The sequence below is a fragment of the Microbacterium sp. ZOR0019 genome (assembly GCF_000800925.1).
GTDB lineage: Bacteria > Actinomycetota > Actinomycetes > Actinomycetales > Microbacteriaceae > Microbacterium > Microbacterium aurugineum.
The window spans coordinates 46,126-61,992 of sequence record NZ_JRKC01000025.1 but is presented as its reverse complement, the minus strand read 5'-3'; the positions used below and the strand labels follow the sequence as shown (position 1 = coordinate 61,992).

17 protein-coding genes are annotated in these 15,867 nt (G+C 66.8%); 4 read left to right on the top strand and 13 right to left on the bottom strand.

Features of this window, described 5'->3' with window-relative positions:
• Window positions 1-170: 170 nt before the first annotated feature.
• Both L978_RS07495 and L978_RS07490 read left to right on the top strand, forming a co-directional pair.
• On the top strand, window positions 171-1,406 hold the full coding sequence (locus L978_RS07495) for a hypothetical protein (RefSeq protein ID WP_047521894.1): 1,236 nt from the start codon (window positions 171-173) through the stop codon (window positions 1,404-1,406).
• Window positions 1,403-3,022 carry an amidohydrolase gene (locus L978_RS07490; RefSeq protein ID WP_047521893.1) on the top strand — a complete coding sequence of 540 codons (1,620 nt, stop codon included), beginning with the start codon at window positions 1,403-1,405 and terminating at the stop codon, window positions 3,020-3,022. Before L978_RS07495 ends, L978_RS07490 begins: the two co-directional genes overlap by 4 nt.
• A 79-nt stretch (window positions 3,023-3,101) precedes the next feature.
• Here L978_RS07490 and L978_RS07485 read toward each other — a convergent pair whose 3' ends face one another.
• The 6 genes from L978_RS07485 to L978_RS07460 form a co-directional block, all read right to left on the bottom strand.
• Window positions 3,102-3,656: a hypothetical protein gene (locus L978_RS07485; RefSeq protein ID WP_231555021.1), complete on the bottom strand. Its 555-nt coding sequence runs from the start codon at window positions 3,654-3,656 to the stop codon at window positions 3,102-3,104.
• Between the two features lie 13 nt (window positions 3,657-3,669).
• Complete coding sequence (locus L978_RS07480) at window positions 3,670-4,761, bottom strand: ATP-binding protein (RefSeq protein WP_047521891.1); 1,092 nt, start codon at window positions 4,759-4,761, stop codon at window positions 3,670-3,672.
• A 120-nt stretch (window positions 4,762-4,881) separates the two neighbouring features.
• Window positions 4,882-5,244: a hypothetical protein gene (locus L978_RS07475; protein WP_047521889.1), complete on the bottom strand. Its 363-nt coding sequence runs from the start codon at window positions 5,242-5,244 to the stop codon at window positions 4,882-4,884.
• 48 nt (window positions 5,245-5,292) lie between these two features.
• Window positions 5,293-6,039 carry a DNA alkylation repair protein gene (locus L978_RS07470; RefSeq protein ID WP_047521887.1) on the bottom strand — a complete coding sequence of 249 codons (747 nt, stop codon included), beginning with the start codon at window positions 6,037-6,039 and terminating at the stop codon, window positions 5,293-5,295.
• Window positions 6,036-6,431 (bottom strand): MarR family winged helix-turn-helix transcriptional regulator, encoded by a 396-nt coding sequence (locus L978_RS07465; protein WP_165875379.1) that lies wholly within the window; start codon window positions 6,429-6,431, stop codon window positions 6,036-6,038. The genes L978_RS07470 and L978_RS07465 overlap by 4 nt, the downstream gene beginning before the upstream one ends.
• Window positions 6,432-6,587: 156 nt before the next feature.
• Window positions 6,588-7,055: a VOC family protein gene (locus L978_RS07460; RefSeq protein ID WP_047521885.1), complete on the bottom strand. Its 468-nt coding sequence runs from the start codon at window positions 7,053-7,055 to the stop codon at window positions 6,588-6,590.
• Window positions 7,056-7,157: 102 nt separating this feature from the next.
• Between L978_RS07460 and L978_RS07455 the strand changes: the two genes are divergently transcribed.
• Window positions 7,158-8,114: a helix-turn-helix transcriptional regulator gene (locus L978_RS07455; RefSeq protein WP_047521883.1), complete on the top strand. Its 957-nt coding sequence runs from the start codon at window positions 7,158-7,160 to the stop codon at window positions 8,112-8,114.
• A gap of 72 nt (window positions 8,115-8,186) precedes the next feature.
• Here the strand turns inward: L978_RS07455 and L978_RS07450 are convergent, their stop codons facing one another.
• The 4 genes from L978_RS07450 to L978_RS07435 form a co-directional block, all read right to left on the bottom strand.
• Complete coding sequence (locus L978_RS07450; protein ID WP_047521881.1) at window positions 8,187-8,783, bottom strand: GNAT family N-acetyltransferase; 597 nt, start codon at window positions 8,781-8,783, stop codon at window positions 8,187-8,189.
• On the bottom strand, window positions 8,780-9,388 hold the full coding sequence (locus L978_RS07445) for a TetR/AcrR family transcriptional regulator (RefSeq protein WP_047521879.1): 609 nt from the start codon (window positions 9,386-9,388) through the stop codon (window positions 8,780-8,782). Before L978_RS07445 ends, L978_RS07450 begins: the two co-directional genes overlap by 4 nt.
• A 104-nt stretch (window positions 9,389-9,492) precedes the next feature.
• Window positions 9,493-11,850, bottom strand: a complete 2,358-nt coding sequence (locus L978_RS07440; protein ID WP_052193405.1) for a phosphoketolase family protein — start codon at window positions 11,848-11,850, stop codon at window positions 9,493-9,495.
• Between the two features lie 284 nt (window positions 11,851-12,134).
• Window positions 12,135-12,635 (bottom strand): winged helix-turn-helix transcriptional regulator, encoded by a 501-nt coding sequence (locus L978_RS07435; RefSeq protein ID WP_047521877.1) that lies wholly within the window; start codon window positions 12,633-12,635, stop codon window positions 12,135-12,137.
• A 171-nt stretch (window positions 12,636-12,806) separates the two neighbouring features.
• Here L978_RS07435 and L978_RS07430 point away from each other — a divergent pair, with 171 nt between their 5' ends.
• Window positions 12,807-13,370 (top strand): dihydrofolate reductase family protein, encoded by a 564-nt coding sequence (locus L978_RS07430; RefSeq protein WP_047521967.1) that lies wholly within the window; start codon window positions 12,807-12,809, stop codon window positions 13,368-13,370.
• 39 nt (window positions 13,371-13,409) lie between these two features.
• On the opposite strand, the gene L978_RS07425 is transcribed toward L978_RS07430, so the two are convergent.
• The 3 genes from L978_RS07425 to L978_RS07415 all read right to left on the bottom strand — a co-directional run bounded on the left by L978_RS07425 (window position 13,410) and on the right by L978_RS07415 (window position 15,853).
• A complete protein-coding gene (locus L978_RS07425; RefSeq protein ID WP_047521875.1) occupies window positions 13,410-13,817 on the bottom strand; it encodes a VOC family protein in 408 nt (135 codons plus the stop codon).
• Window positions 13,818-13,910: 93 nt separating this feature from the next.
• Window positions 13,911-14,606: a helix-turn-helix transcriptional regulator gene (locus L978_RS07420; protein ID WP_047521965.1), complete on the bottom strand. Its 696-nt coding sequence runs from the start codon at window positions 14,604-14,606 to the stop codon at window positions 13,911-13,913.
• Between the two features lie 611 nt (window positions 14,607-15,217).
• Entirely contained in the window at window positions 15,218-15,853 is a 636-nt protein-coding gene (locus tag L978_RS07415) for a hypothetical protein (RefSeq protein WP_197055627.1), read from the bottom strand.
• Window positions 15,854-15,867: the final 14 nt, after the last annotated feature.

Genomic DNA, 15,867 nt, shown 5'->3' with positions numbered 1-15,867 from the left:
TTTCTCCGGAAGACCGGACATGAAGATCGGGGTTCCGCACAAACCCTCTCCTGTGCATAATAGTGAACACCATTCGTTGACGAACACCATTCGTTTATGAAGTCGTGCCCACCGACGCACGCCCCCTGCCCTCCCTCGCGCACAATGCCGTGCCCTCCCCTTGGAGCCTCATGACCACTCTCGACCTCCGCACCCGGATCCCCCTCCGTCTCCCCACCGCCACCGCCACCTTCGCCATCGGGATCGCGGGATACCTCGGGGTCAACCTGTCGCCGTACATGATCTCCGCCGCCCAGAGCGGCCTCGGGATCGACGTCCTCTCCGCGAGCTGGCTGGTCACCGCGACCCTCCTACTCACCGCGGTCACCGGATTGGCCATCGCCCCGCTGTGCGCCGGGATCCACCGTCGGACCGTGGCGCGCGCCGGCCTCAGCCTCGCCGTGGTCGGCTTCGCGACCGCCGCGCTCGCCCCCGCGGCCATACTCCCGGGCCTGCTCCTGGGAGGAGCAGGAGCCGGCGGTGCCGTCGCCGCTTCCGGCGCCGCCCTCGCCGCCTTCCGGAACCCGGACCGGGTCGCCGGCTTCAACGGGCTCGCCAATCGCGGTGTCATCACCGTGGTGCTCGCCGTGATCCCCCTCATCGGGCTCGCACCGATCGACGTCTTCGGCGCGCTGGCCCTGTTCAACCTGATCGGCCTGGTCGCTTCAGTGTGGCTCCCCGCCGCACCGGTCGTCGCTCCACAGGCGGGAGCAGCCGTCGCCGAGGCGATGCCGATCGAGATCCCGCCGACCGGGACGGTTCGCGTCTCCCCGGCCCGCTCGCGGAAAGTCACGATCGCGGGCTTCGGGCTCCTCATCACGTTCGCGCTGTGGGCGGTGAGCGAGGATTCGCTCTGGGCCATGGCCGGGGTGATGGGCGCGGAACAAGCAGCCCTGACACCGGAAGGCCTCGGGATCGCACTCAGCGGTGCGACCGCCGGCGGACTCCTCGGTTCGGTCCTGCTCATGATCGTCGGTGCCCGTTTCGGGCGCGCCGTCCCTCTCGTGATCCTGCTGATCGCCGGTGGAGTCCTGAAGATCTGCGAAGGCTTCGTGACCGACCCGACCACCTTCATCGTCGTCTTCATCGCCTGGAACTCCGTGTATGCCATCGCGTTCATGTACTTCGTCTCGACCTCTGCCGCACTGGATGCCGACGGCCGTTGGTCGGGCCCGCTGCTGGCGGTGTACCTCGTCGGATCGGCGCTCACGCCGGTGATCGGCGCAGCGCTCGTCGGAGCCCTCGGCTACCAGGGCTTCGCCGTCGCACTCGGGATCGCGAGTTTCGTCCTGGCCATCCCCACCGGAGCCATCGCCCTGGTCTCGACCCGCTTGGAACGCCTCACCGCACAGGAGAACGACGCATGACCCGCACCCTCTACCGCAACGGCCGGATCTTCACCGGAGACGAATCACGATGGGCCGACGCGGTCGTCGTCGACGACGACGTGTTCGTCCACGTCGGATCCGACACCGACGCGCCCGCCGCGGACACGGTGGTGGACCTGGAAGGTCGCACCGTGCTCCCCGGATTCACGGACGCGCACACCCACCTGCTGATGATGGGCGAAGCTCTCGGACAGGTGGGACTCACGGATGCCACCTCTCTCGAGGAGATACAGCGCCGACTTCGCGGGGCTCGCGAGGCGGCATCCGGTGTGCTTCGCGGGCGCGGCTGGCTCTTCGATGCGATCCCGGACGGAGAGCCGACCGCCGCGATGATCGACGCGGTCGTCGCCGACATCCCGGTGTACCTCGACGCGAACGACTACCACTCATGCTGGGTGAACACGGCGGCTCTCGCGGAGCTGGGGATCACGCGGGACACGCCCGATCCCCTCGGCGGACGCATCGCCCGCGACGCATCCGGTGAGCCGAGCGGAATGCTCTACGAGACCGCCGCACAGTTGCACGCCTGGGCGCACCGCGACGCGAACACGACCGACGCGCAGCGCGATGCGGCGGTCCGGCGAGTCGTGTCCGCCTACATCGCCGTCGGCGTGACAGGGGCGGTGGACATGGCCTTCGATGAGCTCGGACTCGCCGCACTCGAACGCGCCGCCGAGCGCGGCGAACTGCCTCTGCGTGTCGCCGCGCACTGGTTCGTCGCGAACACGGGCGACGATGCCGCGAACCTCGCGCAGGTCGCGCAGGCCGCCGTGCACGCCTCGACACCGGCGGCGGGGGCACGCGTGCTCGGCATCAAGCTCGTCCTCGACGGCACCATCGATGCCTGTACGGCAGCCATGGGCGCGCCGTACGCGGACGGCACCAACGCGGGGCCGATCTGGCCCGCCGAGCGCCTGTTCCCGGTCGTCGCGGCGGCGGATGCGGCCGGGTTGCAGATCGCCATGCACGCGATCGGGGACGCCGCGAGCACGCTCGCCCTCGACGCGATCGAGCACGCGATCGCGACCAACGGTGAACGACCGCGCCGACACCGCATCGAACACCTCGAGTACGCCGCGCCGGGAACGGCGGAACGGATGGCGCGCCTCGGCGTCACCGCCTCCATGCAGCCTGTGCACGCCGACCCGGCGATCTTCGGGAACTGGGCGGCACAGCTCGGAGACGAGCGCGTCGACCGTGCGTTCGCCTGGTCGGAGTACGAGCAGGCGGGTGCGCTCCTCGCCTTCTCCACCGATGCGCCGACCGCGCCGCATCAGGCGCTCCCGAACATGTTCGTCGCGTCGACCCGAGCGTCCGCGCTGGTGCCCGGTATGGCAGGCGTGCACCCGGAGCAGGCGCTCCCGCTCGAACAGGCGATCGCGCATGCCACGCGAGATGCGGCGACGTCGATGGGCGACGGAAGCTGGCGCGGACGTATCGCCCCCGGATCCGCGGCCGATTTCGTGGTCCTGGACGCCGATCCGTTCAGCGGGGATCTCGAGACGCTGCTGAGCGTCCGGGTCGTGCAGACCGTGATCGCGGGACGCACGGTCTTCGCGGAGTCGTCTCCGCCCGCGCGACGCGAGAACTCGTGATCCTCACCTGACGGGCGCGCCGCCTATCCCGGGTCGCCGACGTGCCCCGGAGCGGCCACCCCCTTGACCGTACGCGCCGTCAGTGCACGAGAGCCTTCAGAACGACGAAGACGAGCCCGAAGGATGCGGTTCCGAGGGCGCCGAGGACGCGGACGAAGAGGGGACTCCCCCGGCGGAGGAAGGCGACGTAGCCGAGGAAGGCGAGGATCACGACTCCCGACCAGAGCGCGAGGTCGTTCGCGAGCCCGTCGGGGATCACCCGCGTCGTTCCCGCGAGCAGGATGACGGCCGGCACGGTCGCGGAACTGAGCATGCCGAGGGAGTGCTTCACGGACGCGGCGAACGCTGCTCGCACGCCGACCGCTTCCCCCTGCTCACGTTCCGCACGGTCGCTGACCCTCGCCACCGTTCCGGCGTAGACGTGGGCTCCCCAGAACACGAGGACGGTGACCGCGACGGTCAGGAGCACCGCGAACGACGTCTCGCCGTGCGCGGACGACACCGCGACGAGGCCGCTGACCAGAATCGTGCCGTACACGGCCGCTTCGGTCCCGAACCCCGACCTCAACGCTCGGTGGACCCGGAGGATCCCGTCGTCGGCAGCCGATCGCCGCGTCTTCCTCTCGTCTGTCACACCGAACACCCTCTCAACGCTCGGCACGCAGCGGTACCTTCACGTCTCCTCCGGCTTCCTCCGTGATCCGCGCCCCCATCTGCACGAATGTCGGCGCCGAGATGAACCCGCCCGCGAAGAGGGCCTGCCCCTGCACGAACTCCGCGGAGCGCCGGATGGCGTCCTCCGAGGCGAACCCGAACACGTCGGCCAGTTCCGCGAGGTCACGGGGCGCGTTGACACGCATGAGCGCCAGGTTGTCGCACTGCGAGAGCACGTTGGGATGGATCTTGGTCGGCCGTTGCGTGGAGAGCAGCAGCCACAGCCCGAACTTCCGTCCCTCGGCGGCGATCTGCACGAGCTGTTCGGTGAGGGCCCGCTCGACCGCGGTCTCGGGGTTGGGCGAACAGAGGTTGTGCGCCTCGTCGATCACGATCAGCACAGGGCGCCGCTCTTCCCGTCGCGCCCAGAGATGTTCGAGCACCGCGAGGGCGGCGACCTTGGGTTCCGCCGGGTGCTCGAAGCCGCCGAGGTCGAGGACCGTGACACGCGGCCGCTCATCGACGACGTCGACGACGGAATTCGCACCGCGAGACCACAGGTTCCATTCGAGTACCTGCAGATTCTCGATACGTTTCGCGAGCCTCACTTTGGCAGGGTCGGCCGACGCGAGCAGGTCCGGCACCATGCCTCGCCCGTCCAGGCTCTCGGCGTCCTGCTCCAGATGGATCAGGGCGTTGTACTCGTCCGCGTCCGCGATCGGGTCCATCTGCAGCACCGCCGCTTTCGAGGCCGCCGAGAGATCGACGAACCGCGCGTGCAGTCGTTCCCCCTCCCCTGCCCCGGAACGGAACACGCGGATGTCCGATGCCGCGACTCTGGCCGCATCCGCCTCGTTCGCCGTGAGGCGCGTCTCCTGCAACCGGGTGAAGTCCCCGTTCGGGTCGAAGACGACCATCGGCAGCTCGGTCTCCAGAAGGAGCTGCTCGAGCACCACGCCGAGCGCGTAGGTCTTGCCGCTTCCGCTCTGACCGACCCAGAACGTGTGGCGGTTGAAACGCCTCGCGTCCAGCGCGACTTTGGCGTCGGGATCGCCGAGAGCAGTTCCGATCGTGAGGGTGGTCATCGTTCCGGTGGGCCTTTCGTTCGAGATGCTGTGGCGATCCGATCGGATGCGATCGCTTCACCGAGGCGGTGATCGACATCTTCCTTGATCGAGCGCCCGTTCACCAGTGCAGAGGTGCTCTCACGCCATCGCGAAGCCCGGCGCCCAGGCCACCACCGCGTATGACACGAACGGCGCGGACGCGAGGAGGACCACTCCGACGACGAGCACACCCCGCGCGCGACGGAACAGCGCCGGGAGGAGGGCGAGGAGGTAGACGGCGATGACGATCACGGTCATCACCAGCGCGCTCCCTTGACGGTGAGACAGGAAGCAGTTGCTCGTCGGCGGATCCACCGCAGCGCAGACGAGGGGCCCCACGGGCACGGCCACGAGCCAGATGAACGCGACGGTTCCGAGCGCGAGCACCGTCGCGAGAAGCATCAGCACCCACGGAAGCCGCTGGCGCACCGGGCGCTGCACAACGGAGGCGGAGGTCGTCATGAGCCCAGCGTACGGAAATCGCCGCGGTGCCGTGCAGCTCGCCGGGAGCTACAGGGATCGGAGGCCGCGGCGGATGATCCTCGCGGTGCTCGTCTCCACGCTCTCGGCCGTCCAGCGCTCTCCGAGGGCGGTCGCCCAGTCCGGTCGGGTCTTGGCGGCGTCGTTGATCCAGTTCGCGACCGAGTCCTGCACGTAGCGCGAGGGATCGGCTCGCAACGGTTCGAGAATCGCCTCTCCGAGTTGCGGATCGGCTTTCAACGCGGGGATGTGCTTCGCCCACACGCCTCGGGGCCGCAACGTCTCGCAGGCGAACCTCCGAACCCGCTCCGACGGATGGTCGGTGAGCGCCGCGAGTGCCGGGATACTCGCGGCGAGATCTGCCGCGAGCGGGACGCGTACCGTCATCCAGGCCCACTCGCGCACACCGAAATGCGGGTCGTCGGCGGCCGGCAGCACGAGTCCGATCAGGTCCGCCGGTGCCTGCGCGCTCGGTGCGGCGGTGAGCGCGAACCAGCCCCAGCCGCGCACGGTGTCAGAGACGTGCTCGGTCAGTGCGGTGCACGCCTCCGCGCCGAGCTGCACATGAAGGGCCACGCCGATGGCCTGCATCCGGGCGAGGATGCCGAGCGGTTGCGCCTCTCGCACCGCCGCGCGCAACGCCTCGGGCGCAGCGGGCAGCACATGATCGAGCAGCTCGCCGTGATCGAGGGCGAGGATCTCGGCGAGCGTGCGCGACTCCGCACGGCCGGACTGCACGGCGTGGGCGTTCGCGGCCCCGCGGCTGGCGACGGTCACGGGGTTTCGTCCAGGCGCCGCTGGATCGCGGCGAGAGCAGCCGACGTCGCACGCTCCTGATCCGCAGAGACATCCACCGCGATGACCGTCAGCCAGTCACGGTAGATCGGGCTGAGTTCGGCCACGAGCGCTTCGCCGGCCGAGGTGGTCCGGAGGCTGAGGGAGCGGCGGTCCCCGCTCACGGCCGACCGTTCCAGCAGGGCGGATTTCTCCAGGGCATCGGTGAGGCCGGTGACGGTGGCCCTGGTCACCCCCAGTTGTTCCGCCACCTGCCCGGGCGCGATGCCGGGAGTATCGCTCACTGCCAGGAGCACCGCGAGGCGCCCCTCCGACAGCCCGTACCGGGCAAGGATCTCCGCACAGGCGGCGTCGATCTTGCGTGCGGTGGTCAACAGCCCCAAGATGAGCTCCGCGCCAGGCCCGCTGCCCGCCCGTGATCGCAGAAGCTCGTGTTTCAGATCGAGAATCTCATTCATTAGCTGCCATATTATCAGGCGGCTACATCGTGACGGCCGGCCCCCACCGAACGAGGGCCGGCCGGGACCCGATCAGGCGCCGCGTGCGGGCTGCACGTCGATCACCCAGGTCACGCCGAAACGATCGGTGAGCATTCCGAAGCCCGGGCTCCACGGCGACGCGGCGAGGGGCTCGACGACGTCCGCGTCGGCTGCGAGCGCGTTCCAGATCGCGGTGACCTCGTCGAGCGTCTCGCCGCGCACAGACTGGAAGAACGTACGATCGGTCACCGTGACGCCGTTCTCACGACGTGTGCTCCCGGCGGTGCGCGACGTGTCGGTGGCGTCCTGCCCAGGGATGTCGTAGGCCATGACGCGGAATCCGTGGTCGTTCTCGACCTGGCCGAAGACGATCTTGTCCGCACCGGGGGCATCTGCCGGCATGCCGAGGTCACCGTAGGTCGCCGCGACGACGGTGCCCCCGAACACGGACTGATAGAAGTCGAGCGCCTGCCGCGCCGTACCGGGGAAGTTGAGGTGGGTGGTCGTGGTGATGCTCATCTGCGTGTCCTTCTTCTGCGTTGGTCACGGCGGGATGCCGTGACCCCACACTGCAAGACGTAGAGGACAGGATGAGTCCTCTACTTCGCGGATACTGGAATCATGTCGGGAACGTCTTCACGCATGCTCGCGCTGCTCTCGTTGCTGCAGTCGCGCCGGGACTGGCCGGGACACGTGCTCGCGGAGCGGCTGGAGGTGACGACGCGCACGGTCCGCCGAGACGTCGACCGGCTACGGGAACTCGGATATTCGATCGCCGCGATCAAGGGGCCTGACGGTGGCTACCGGCTCGCGGCAGGAGCAGAACTTCCACCGTTGCTGTTCGACGATGAGCAAGCGGTGGCGATCGCCGTGGCTCTGCAGAGCTCCCCGTCCACCGGAATCGATCTCGACGCGGCCGCGGCGCGGGCCCTGGCCACCGTGCGACAGGTGATGCCGTCGAGGTTGCGTCACCGGATCGACGGCATCCGCTTCACCGACACCGCAGCCGAGTCGCGGGTCGACCCGCAGGTGCTCGAAGCGGTCAGCGCTGCTGTCCAGGAGCAGAGGACTCTCCGCTTCGACTACGGTGAGTCGACCGATCGCCCGCCTCGTCGTGTGGAGCCTCACTCGGTCCTGGCGCGGAACGGTCGCTGGTATCTCATCGCCTGGGACCTCGATGTGTCCGACTGGCGCATCTTCCGGCTCGACAGGATGGTCCCGAAGTTCGCCGGAGGCACACCCTTCGCACCGCGCGCTCTGCCGACTGGAGACGCTCGCACCTTCCTCGCAGCGCGCTCCAAAGGCTCGGTCAGCGAGGACGTCTGGCCCTGCCAGGGAGAGTTCCTCCTGCACCTCCCCGCTGCCGACGTCGCGCCCTGGCTCGGCGACGCCGAGATGGAACAGGTCTCCTCCTCCGAGTGCCGTATCCGGGTCGGATCCTGGTCCTGGGCAGGACTGCTGTCGTGGATCCTGCGATTCGACGCCCCTTTCACCATCCTCGGACCCGACGAGTTCCTCGATGCCGCCGGCGGACTCGCCGCCCGCATCACCGGCTCGATACCGCCAGTGCGGCGCTGACCCTCAGTCGATGCCGAGGATCCCCGCGACCCGCGGGACTCCGCCCTCGAGGCGCACGGCCGAGCGCAAGCGCTACGAAGCCACGGCCTTCAGACTCATCGACACGTAGGCGGAGAACCCGGCACGTCCGGCGAACCGCACTCGACGGCTGCTCGACTCCGTGAAGCCGAACTTTCGATCGAGCCCGAGCGCGGGCGCATTCGTGTCTTTGATGTCGCGGAGCACGAACTCGTCGTAGGGCAACTGCAGCAGGTGCCTCATCAGGGCCGTGGCGACTCCCTTGCCCTGGTGCTGCGGCGCGGTGGTCACGAAGCCGATCTCCGCCAGGCCGGGGCGTGCCCCCTCGTACGCGCCGAGGAACTGGCTCCGGACGATGAAGGAGCACACGACGCCGCGCAGTCCACCGAGCGTGCGCTGGATCTCTCGACGGTCAGGGTCGAAGCACTCCTGCTGCCCCTCGGTGACCGAAGCGATCGCGGCGGGCTCTCCGTCGACCAGCGCCACTAAGAAGCGGTCGAGCAGGATCATGTGCGCGAACGCATCCGCGAGGACCCGTGGATCCTTCGAGAAGAACTCGAAGTCCTCGGCGAACCCCTGGACGAGGACCTCGGTGATGCGCGGGCGATACCCCTCCCCCAGTGTGTCACCGCGTTCGACTGTGATCGTCATGAAGCGTCCTTTCTCATCAGCAGGCGGAGCACCAGGTCGATGCCCGCCTCGGTCATCGCAGTCGGGATGACCGTTCGCATGCCGGCGATGCCCGAGAGCATCGCGAAGTAGTAGGCGGTCAGCTGCGCCGGATCGCCGTCATCGAACTGTCCAGCCGCCTGCCCCCGACGTACGACGGCTTCGAAGGCATCCCAGAGCGGCCGCTGGGTGCGTGCCAGTCGTTCCGCAGTACCGGCCGGGGTGTCGGAGATGAATCCCTGGTTGATGACCAGGAAGAACTCGGCCTCGCCGTTCCCGTTCATCAGATCGGTCACGAACACGCGGGTGAACTCACGTACCAGGACAACGGGGTCGGCCTCGGCGGAGAGCATCGCGGACGCTGCGACCAGACCGGATGACGCCTGCTCGAGCAAGGCGTCGAACAGCGCCTCTTTGCTGGCGTAGTGGCGATAGATCGAGCCGGCGCTGAGGCCGGCCTCGTCGGCGATGTCCTTGATACTCGATGCGGCGAACCCGCGCCTCGCGAAGACGCGCACGGCTGCGGTCTCAATCCGCTCGCGCGTGGCCACGCGCAGCGCGGCGTTCTGTTCCGGAGATCTCACCATGGTCACCCCTTTGAAATGAATTTATCTTCATTATATGGGATGCGGTAAGGAGATCACGCTCGATCCGGTATCGAGCGTGCCGCGACTGGCTCGGCGACGGAGATCTACCCCGGCCAGCGCCAGTCGGCGATCGCCGGCTCGTCCTCGCCGTGTTCGCGGGTGTAGGCGCGCGCCTCGATCCGCCGGTCATGCAGCTCCTGGCGGAGTGTCGCGTGGCGCTCGGCCGCGCCCGGCACCCGGTCGAGTACGTCGATCACCAGCTGGAAGCGATCGAGATCGTTGAGTAGCACCATGTCGAAAGGTGTCGTCGTGGTGCCCTTCTCCTTGTAGCCACGCACGTGAAGGTTCGCCTGGCTGTTCCGCTTGTAGGTCAGCCTGTGGATGAGCCACGGATAGCCGTGGAAGGCGAAGATGATCGGCCGGTCAGTCGTGAACAGCCCGTCGAAGTCGGCTTCCGAGAGCCCGTGCGGGTGAGCGTCCTCGGACTGCAGCCGCATCAGGTCGACGACGTTGATGACGCGGGTCGCGATCTCGGGCGCCCGCTCGCGCAGGATCGCCGTGGCGGCGAGCATCTCCTCGGTCGGCACGTCCCCCGCCGCCGCGAGGACGACGTCGGGCTCCTCACCGTCCGATTCGGTGCCTGCCCACGGGAGGGTGCCGAGTCCGCGGGAACAGTGCAGGATCGCTTCGTCCATCGTCATCCACTGCGGGCTGTCCTGCTTGCCTGCCACGACGACATTGACGTAGTCGACGCTGCGCAGACAGTGGTCGTAAGTGCTCAACAGGGTGTTCGCGTCGAAGGGAAGGTATACCCGGACGATGTCGGAACTCTTGTTGACGACGAGGTCCAGGAATCCGGGGTCCTGGTGCGTGAAGCCATTGTGGTCCTGTCGCCACACGTGGCTCGACAGCAGATAGTTGAGCGAGGCGATCGACGCGCGCCACGGCACCTGCGCCGACGCCTCGAGCCACTTCGCGTGTTGATTGAACATCGAGTCGATGATGTGGATGAACGCCTCATAGCTGTTGAACAGGCCGTGTCTTCCCGTGAGCAGGTAGCCCTCCAGCCAACCCTGGCACTGATGCTCGCTGAGCACCTCCATGACCCGGCCCGCACGCGCAAGGTGCTCGTCGAGGTCGAGGATCTGCGCGTTCCACTGCTTGTCGGTCGCTTCGTAGACCGCGGGTGCCAGCCGATTGGACGCGGTCTCGTCCGGACCGAACAGCCGGAACGTCAGCGGGTTGCGCCGGATCACCTCGGCCAGGTAGCGGCCGAGAACCGCGGTGGCCTGCGCGTCCGCTGCGCCGGGCGACTCGACCTCGACCGCGAACCCGCGGAAGTCTGGGAGGTCGAGGTCCTGCCGCAGCAGACCACCGTTCGCATGAGGGGTCGCTGACATCCGGCGGTCACCCGCCGGCGCGAGCGCGACGGTGTCGGGCAGCGGTGCACCCGAGTCGTCGAACAGCTCGTCGGGCCGATACGACCGCAGCCAATCCTCGAGTTGCCGCAGGTGCTCCTCGCTGTCCCGCGCGGAGGGTATCGGAACCTGGTGCGCACGCCACGTGCCCTCGACGGGCAGCCCGTCGACCTCCACCGGACCGGTCCACCCCTTGGGGGATCGCAGGACGAGCATCGGCCAGACGGGGCGGTCGGCCGTAGCCCCTTCGCGAGCTGTCCGTTGAATCGCGGCGATGCGATCCAACGCGGTCTCGAGTGCGTCGCCGAACCGACGGTGCACATCCTCTGCCGCATCCGTCGCCTCGAAGGACACGATGATCGGGTCATGGCCGTATCCGCGCATCAGATTGACGAGTTCCTCTTCGGGGATGCGCGCCAGCAGCGTGGGATTGGCGATCTTCCAACCGTTCAGGTGCAGGATCGGTAGCACCGCACCGTCCGAAACCGGGTTGAGGAATTTGTTCCCGTGCCACCCGGTGGCGAGCGGACCCGTCTCGGCTTCACCGTCGCCGACGACGCAGAACACCGTCAGGTCGGGGTTGTCGAAGGCAGCGCCGTACGCGTGGCTGAGCGAGTAGCCGAGCTCGCCGCCCTCATGGATCGACCCGGGCGTCTCGGGTGCCGCGTGGCTCGGGATGCCTCCGGGCGCGGAGAACTGGCGGAAGAGTCGGGTCATCCCGGTCAGGTCACGGGTCACGGCGGGATAGCGCTCGGTGTAGGTCCCGTCGAGCCAGGCGTTGGCGACCATCCCCGGGCCTCCGTGGCCCGGTCCTGCGATGTACAGGGCGGAGAGATCGCGTTCGCGGATCAGCCGATTCGCGTGGGCATAGATCAGATTGAGCCCGGGAACGGTCCCGAAATGGCCGAGCAGGCGCGGCTTGACATCGTCGACCGCAAGCTCGCGGCGGAGCAGCGGATTGTCACGAAGATAGATCTGTCCCACGCTGAGATAGTTGGCGGCGCGCCACCACGCGTCGAGCTGCCGGATCTGTTGTTCTCGCATACGGGCATCTTCCCTTCCTCGGGACTCGCGTCTGATCGGGTGCGGACGGGGACCTCCACCAGCAGTTTGTCGTCGACGAGCTCGCGAAGCGACCTCAGCACGAACTCAGGGGCGTGGGCAGAGCAGATTGTTCGGTTCGATCGCCGAAACGCCACGGTACGAGGCGTGCCCTCGCGCCACGAAGGGGGTTGACAGTGATCCCGCGGCGATGCCGAGACCCGTATCGGCCCGCCCGACCAACGGATGCGGTCTGACACGTCCGAAGAATGAGCGCAGAGAATCAGCTAGGCGGTACCCGATCGCTCGCGCTCCGCGAGATACGCCGCGGTGAGGTCGTCGAGCGCGCCAGCGGCACCGTCGGCGCGCGGGAGCCCCAGGTGCAGTTCACGGAGCTCATCCATGAACGTGTCCCAGAGCGCGGGACCCCCGTTCTCGAGCAGTTCTGCTCGGATGGCGAGCTCGGGAGAGGCAGGAAGGTGTCGTCGACCCCACGCGCCAAGGTGGGCGAACACCGGCACGAGCTGGATCGACGGCTCGGTCAGGCTGTAGAGGACCTTCTGCTTGTGGGACGGATCCGCGGCACGCGAGAGCATCCCCAGGTCGACGAGTCGAGCGAGCCGGTTCGCGAGGATGTTACTGGCGATGCGCTCTTCCGAGTTCGCCAGCAGTTCGCCGTAGTGGCGGCGATTGCCGAACATGACGTCGCGCAGCACGAGAAGCGACCACTTGTCGCCGAAGACCTCGAGCGAGAGGTTGATCGGGCATCCGGATCGGTGCGTGTCCACTTTGCGTCCCCTCACGAAACCACTTGCAATCTACCAGTGGTCATGCATACGCTCAAACCAATTGCGATACACAAGTGGTTGGAGCTCACATGACTTTCGTGCTCAGTGACATGGCGAATGCCGCCGACGGATTCGCACCGACGCATCTCGACGACCGGAACGGATGAAGCCATGGGCAAAGTCGCGTGGGGGTTCACCAGCTCGATCGACGGCTTCATCGCCGGTCCGGGGCACGACATGAGCTGGATGTCAGCCGCAGAGCCGGCCCCCGAGGGGATGACAGCGGGCATGGCCGGCGACGTCGGAGTGATCATCTCGGGGAGAGCCGGCTATGACGCCGCGAAGGCTCAGCGAGACGAGCGCGACGAAATGACCGCCGAAGCATACGGTGGCGCATGGTCAGGAACAGAATTCGTCCTCACGCACCGACCCGACGCGATCGCCGACGATCCGACGATCATCCCGCTCAACGTCGACTTCGTCGAGGCCGTCCGCCGCGCCAAAGTCATCGCCGATGGCAAGGACGTGCAGATCATCAGCGCGGACATCGCCCGCCAAGCGCTCGAGCACGACCTCATCGATGAGCTGCAGGTCTTCGTCGCCCCGGTGTTCCTCGGCGACGGCATCCGGATCTTCGACGTCCCCGGCGGCCGACGCTACGACTGGGAACTCGTCGAGACGTACGAGGGTGCCGAGCGGAGCTTCGGACGGAGATATCGACCCCGGCGCAACTAGGGCGTTTCTCGACGCCCCCTCCGTTCCCTCCGAATCGCCTCACGCTCGGAAGCGCGCGAACTTCGCGATCGCGTCGGGCGTCGCGGGCGTGAAGAGATTCACGAGGTTCCCGTCCGGGTCGCGCAACAGCAACGACCGGTTGCCCCACGGCATGAGCGTAGGCTCGTTGACCCACGAGTCCACGACCCCCTTCAATCGCGCGTAGTCGGCGTCCACGTCAAGGGTGAGGAACTCGATGATCGCCGAGCGAATCTGCGCTGGCTCCGCAGCACCCGGGGCGAAGGCGGGAACCGTGCGGGTATCGCCGATCGCGAGCGTCGCGAATGGCGTGGTCAGCTCGGCGAACACGTCGCCCGTGCGCACCGTGGTGCCGCCCGTGATCAGCTCGTAGAAGTCGGCGAGGCGAGCGACGTCGTTAGTGATGACGCGCACGGAGACGAAGTTCATGGGGTAGCCCCTCAGATCAGGTGTCGAGACCATCTCGACCTGACCAGCATGAGCGAGCCGCGCGACAGCGTCCTGTCGGTGTTTCTGGAGCTCTCAGAGACTCAGCGGCTCGAGTCTTCCGTAGACGATGTCGATGTCGTCGGCTGTCAGATTCCGCTGTTCCGGCGTCTCGGCGGTGACCGTAACGTCGAGGATGCGGTCGATCCGAAAGGCGCGGATGCCTCTTCGCAGCCGGCACCACGCGATCAGATACCAGATGCCGCTCGACTCGACGTAGCCGAGGGGCTCGATGTCGCGGTGGGTCTGCGCCCCCGCACGGTCGCTGTACACGACTCGCAGCACTCGCGGGTGTGCAAGGGCGTCCGCGATGAGGCGCGGAACCCGGTTCAGGACGAACTCGTCGCGCAGGAAGTGCACCCGTCCCGCCAGGTCGCGAGCCGCCTGCGTGTCATCGCTGCTCATCGCGAACACCAGCTTTCGCATCGCCGCCTCCGCAGCGGGACGAAACGGCGCGGCCCCCATCGTTTGCAGTGCGACGGCCATCGCCATCGCCTCCTCGGGTGTGAAGTTGACAGGCGGCAACGTGTGCTCACGAGCGATGCAGTACCCACCTGTGCGTCCTGCCTCGGCCCAGATCGGCACGCCGGACTGTTGCAGCGCGCTAATGTCGCGCTCCACCGTGCGAACGCTCACTTCGAACCGCTCGGCCAACCATCGCGCACTCCGCGGACGCGGCGCCACGACCCGTAGCTCCTCTACCAGGGCGTAGAGCCGATCAGTCCTGTTCACGATCCGACGATAGCCAATGTCGGGCGTCACGACATCAGTGATGAATCGAGCGGATCCCGGGGCGGGCCTCGCGGCGCACCGGCAGGAGCGCTCCGAAATCAGCAGCGGCAGCCAGCGCCTACCGAATGCCCGGTCGGACACGACGAAGCCCAGGTGAGAAACTACTCCCACCTGGGCTTTTCGGTCGATCTTATTTGCCTCTGTTCCACAAATTCAACAACAGGGGTGACGGCGGCAAGCCTACGCGCGATTTTCGCTGCGACCGGGGATTCTCAAACAACTCCAGTTGTCTCAGCCGGACGGAGAAAGTGGACTCGCTTGAGTGACGCCGCACGAACTGAAGTGGTCGCGCGTTACGAAGGTGGCGAGACCTCGACGGTCTTGGCCGACGAGTACGGCGTTGCGAAGTCCACGATCCTCGGGATTCTTCGAGCGAATGCGGTGGTTGTGCGGCGACAGCCACTGACATCGGAACAAACGAGTGAGGCCAGGCGACTCTACGAGTCCGGACTATCACTCTCGCAGGTAGCGGGACGACTAAACGTAAACCAGGAAACGATGCGGGTAGCGATCCTTGGAGAAGGGGTGAGACTCCGACCTCCAAGTGGGTTCTAGACTGCGGTGCTCGCGAAGTAGATGATTGCTGCACCACCGACAATCAAGAAGACTGTCTGTAACGTGAGGCACGCAAGCATGGCGCGAACGGTGTACCGAAGTTGTCGGTAGTGAAGCTCTGTCTTGATGCGCGCTGCGGCTAGCTGGAGCTCCTCCTCTATGTCCTCGGGCTCCGCCGGCAGAGGGGGTTGAGCATTTTCCCAAGCTTCATAGTGGCGCTGTCTATCGCTACCAGCAACGACGGCCATCATCAGCAAATGAGTTCCTAGCTGTGTGAGCGTGCTGGCGCCAAGCGCGATCCACGATACTTTGAGCCAGAACAGATCGGGAAAGTTGACTACGTCAAACAAGCCGATGAACGTCAATGAACCGGCGGCAAGTAGTCCGGTAATGGCCGCGGTTGTTCGCGAGAAGTCCTTTACGAGTGGAAGTGCCTTCTCGAAGCTATCCTTATCATGCAGGGCGAGGATCGGATCCGTTTGATAGCCCGACGCGCGTCTTATCCAAGTGAGTAACCTGTAGTCCTTGATACGTCGCAAAGGACTACGAAACGGTTCCTTCTCCTTCGGTTTCCGCAGTGGTTCGGATAGTGGCGCCCTCATATGCCGTTCAATATGAAGAAGTAGGCCCACGATGTCAACACTCA

Excerpts from the sequence above, each read along its gene's own strand:
- L978_RS07495 (WP_047521894.1), top strand. The coding sequence starts at position 171 with ATGACCACTCTCGACCTCCGCACCCGGATCCCCCTCCGTCTCCCCACC.
- L978_RS07490 (WP_047521893.1), top strand. The coding sequence starts at position 1,403 with ATGACCCGCACCCTCTACCGCAACGGCCGGATCTTCACCGGAGACGAA.
- L978_RS07480 (WP_047521891.1), bottom strand. The coding sequence starts at position 4,761 with ATGACCACCCTCACGATCGGAACTGCTCTCGGCGATCCCGACGCCAAA.
- L978_RS07475 (WP_047521889.1), bottom strand. The coding sequence starts at position 5,244 with ATGACGACCTCCGCCTCCGTTGTGCAGCGCCCGGTGCGCCAGCGGCTT.
- L978_RS07460 (WP_047521885.1), bottom strand. The coding sequence starts at position 7,055 with ATGAGCATCACCACGACCACCCACCTCAACTTCCCCGGTACGGCGCGG.
- L978_RS07455 (WP_047521883.1), top strand. The coding sequence starts at position 7,158 with ATGTCGGGAACGTCTTCACGCATGCTCGCGCTGCTCTCGTTGCTGCAG.
- L978_RS07450 (WP_047521881.1), bottom strand. The coding sequence starts at position 8,783 with ATGACGATCACAGTCGAACGCGGTGACACACTGGGGGAGGGGTATCGC.
- L978_RS07445 (WP_047521879.1), bottom strand. The coding sequence starts at position 9,388 with ATGGTGAGATCTCCGGAACAGAACGCCGCGCTGCGCGTGGCCACGCGC.
- L978_RS07440 (WP_052193405.1), bottom strand. The coding sequence starts at position 11,850 with ATGCGAGAACAACAGATCCGGCAGCTCGACGCGTGGTGGCGCGCCGCC.
- L978_RS07430 (WP_047521967.1), top strand. The coding sequence starts at position 12,807 with ATGGGCAAAGTCGCGTGGGGGTTCACCAGCTCGATCGACGGCTTCATC.
- L978_RS07425 (WP_047521875.1), bottom strand. The coding sequence starts at position 13,817 with ATGAACTTCGTCTCCGTGCGCGTCATCACTAACGACGTCGCTCGCCTC.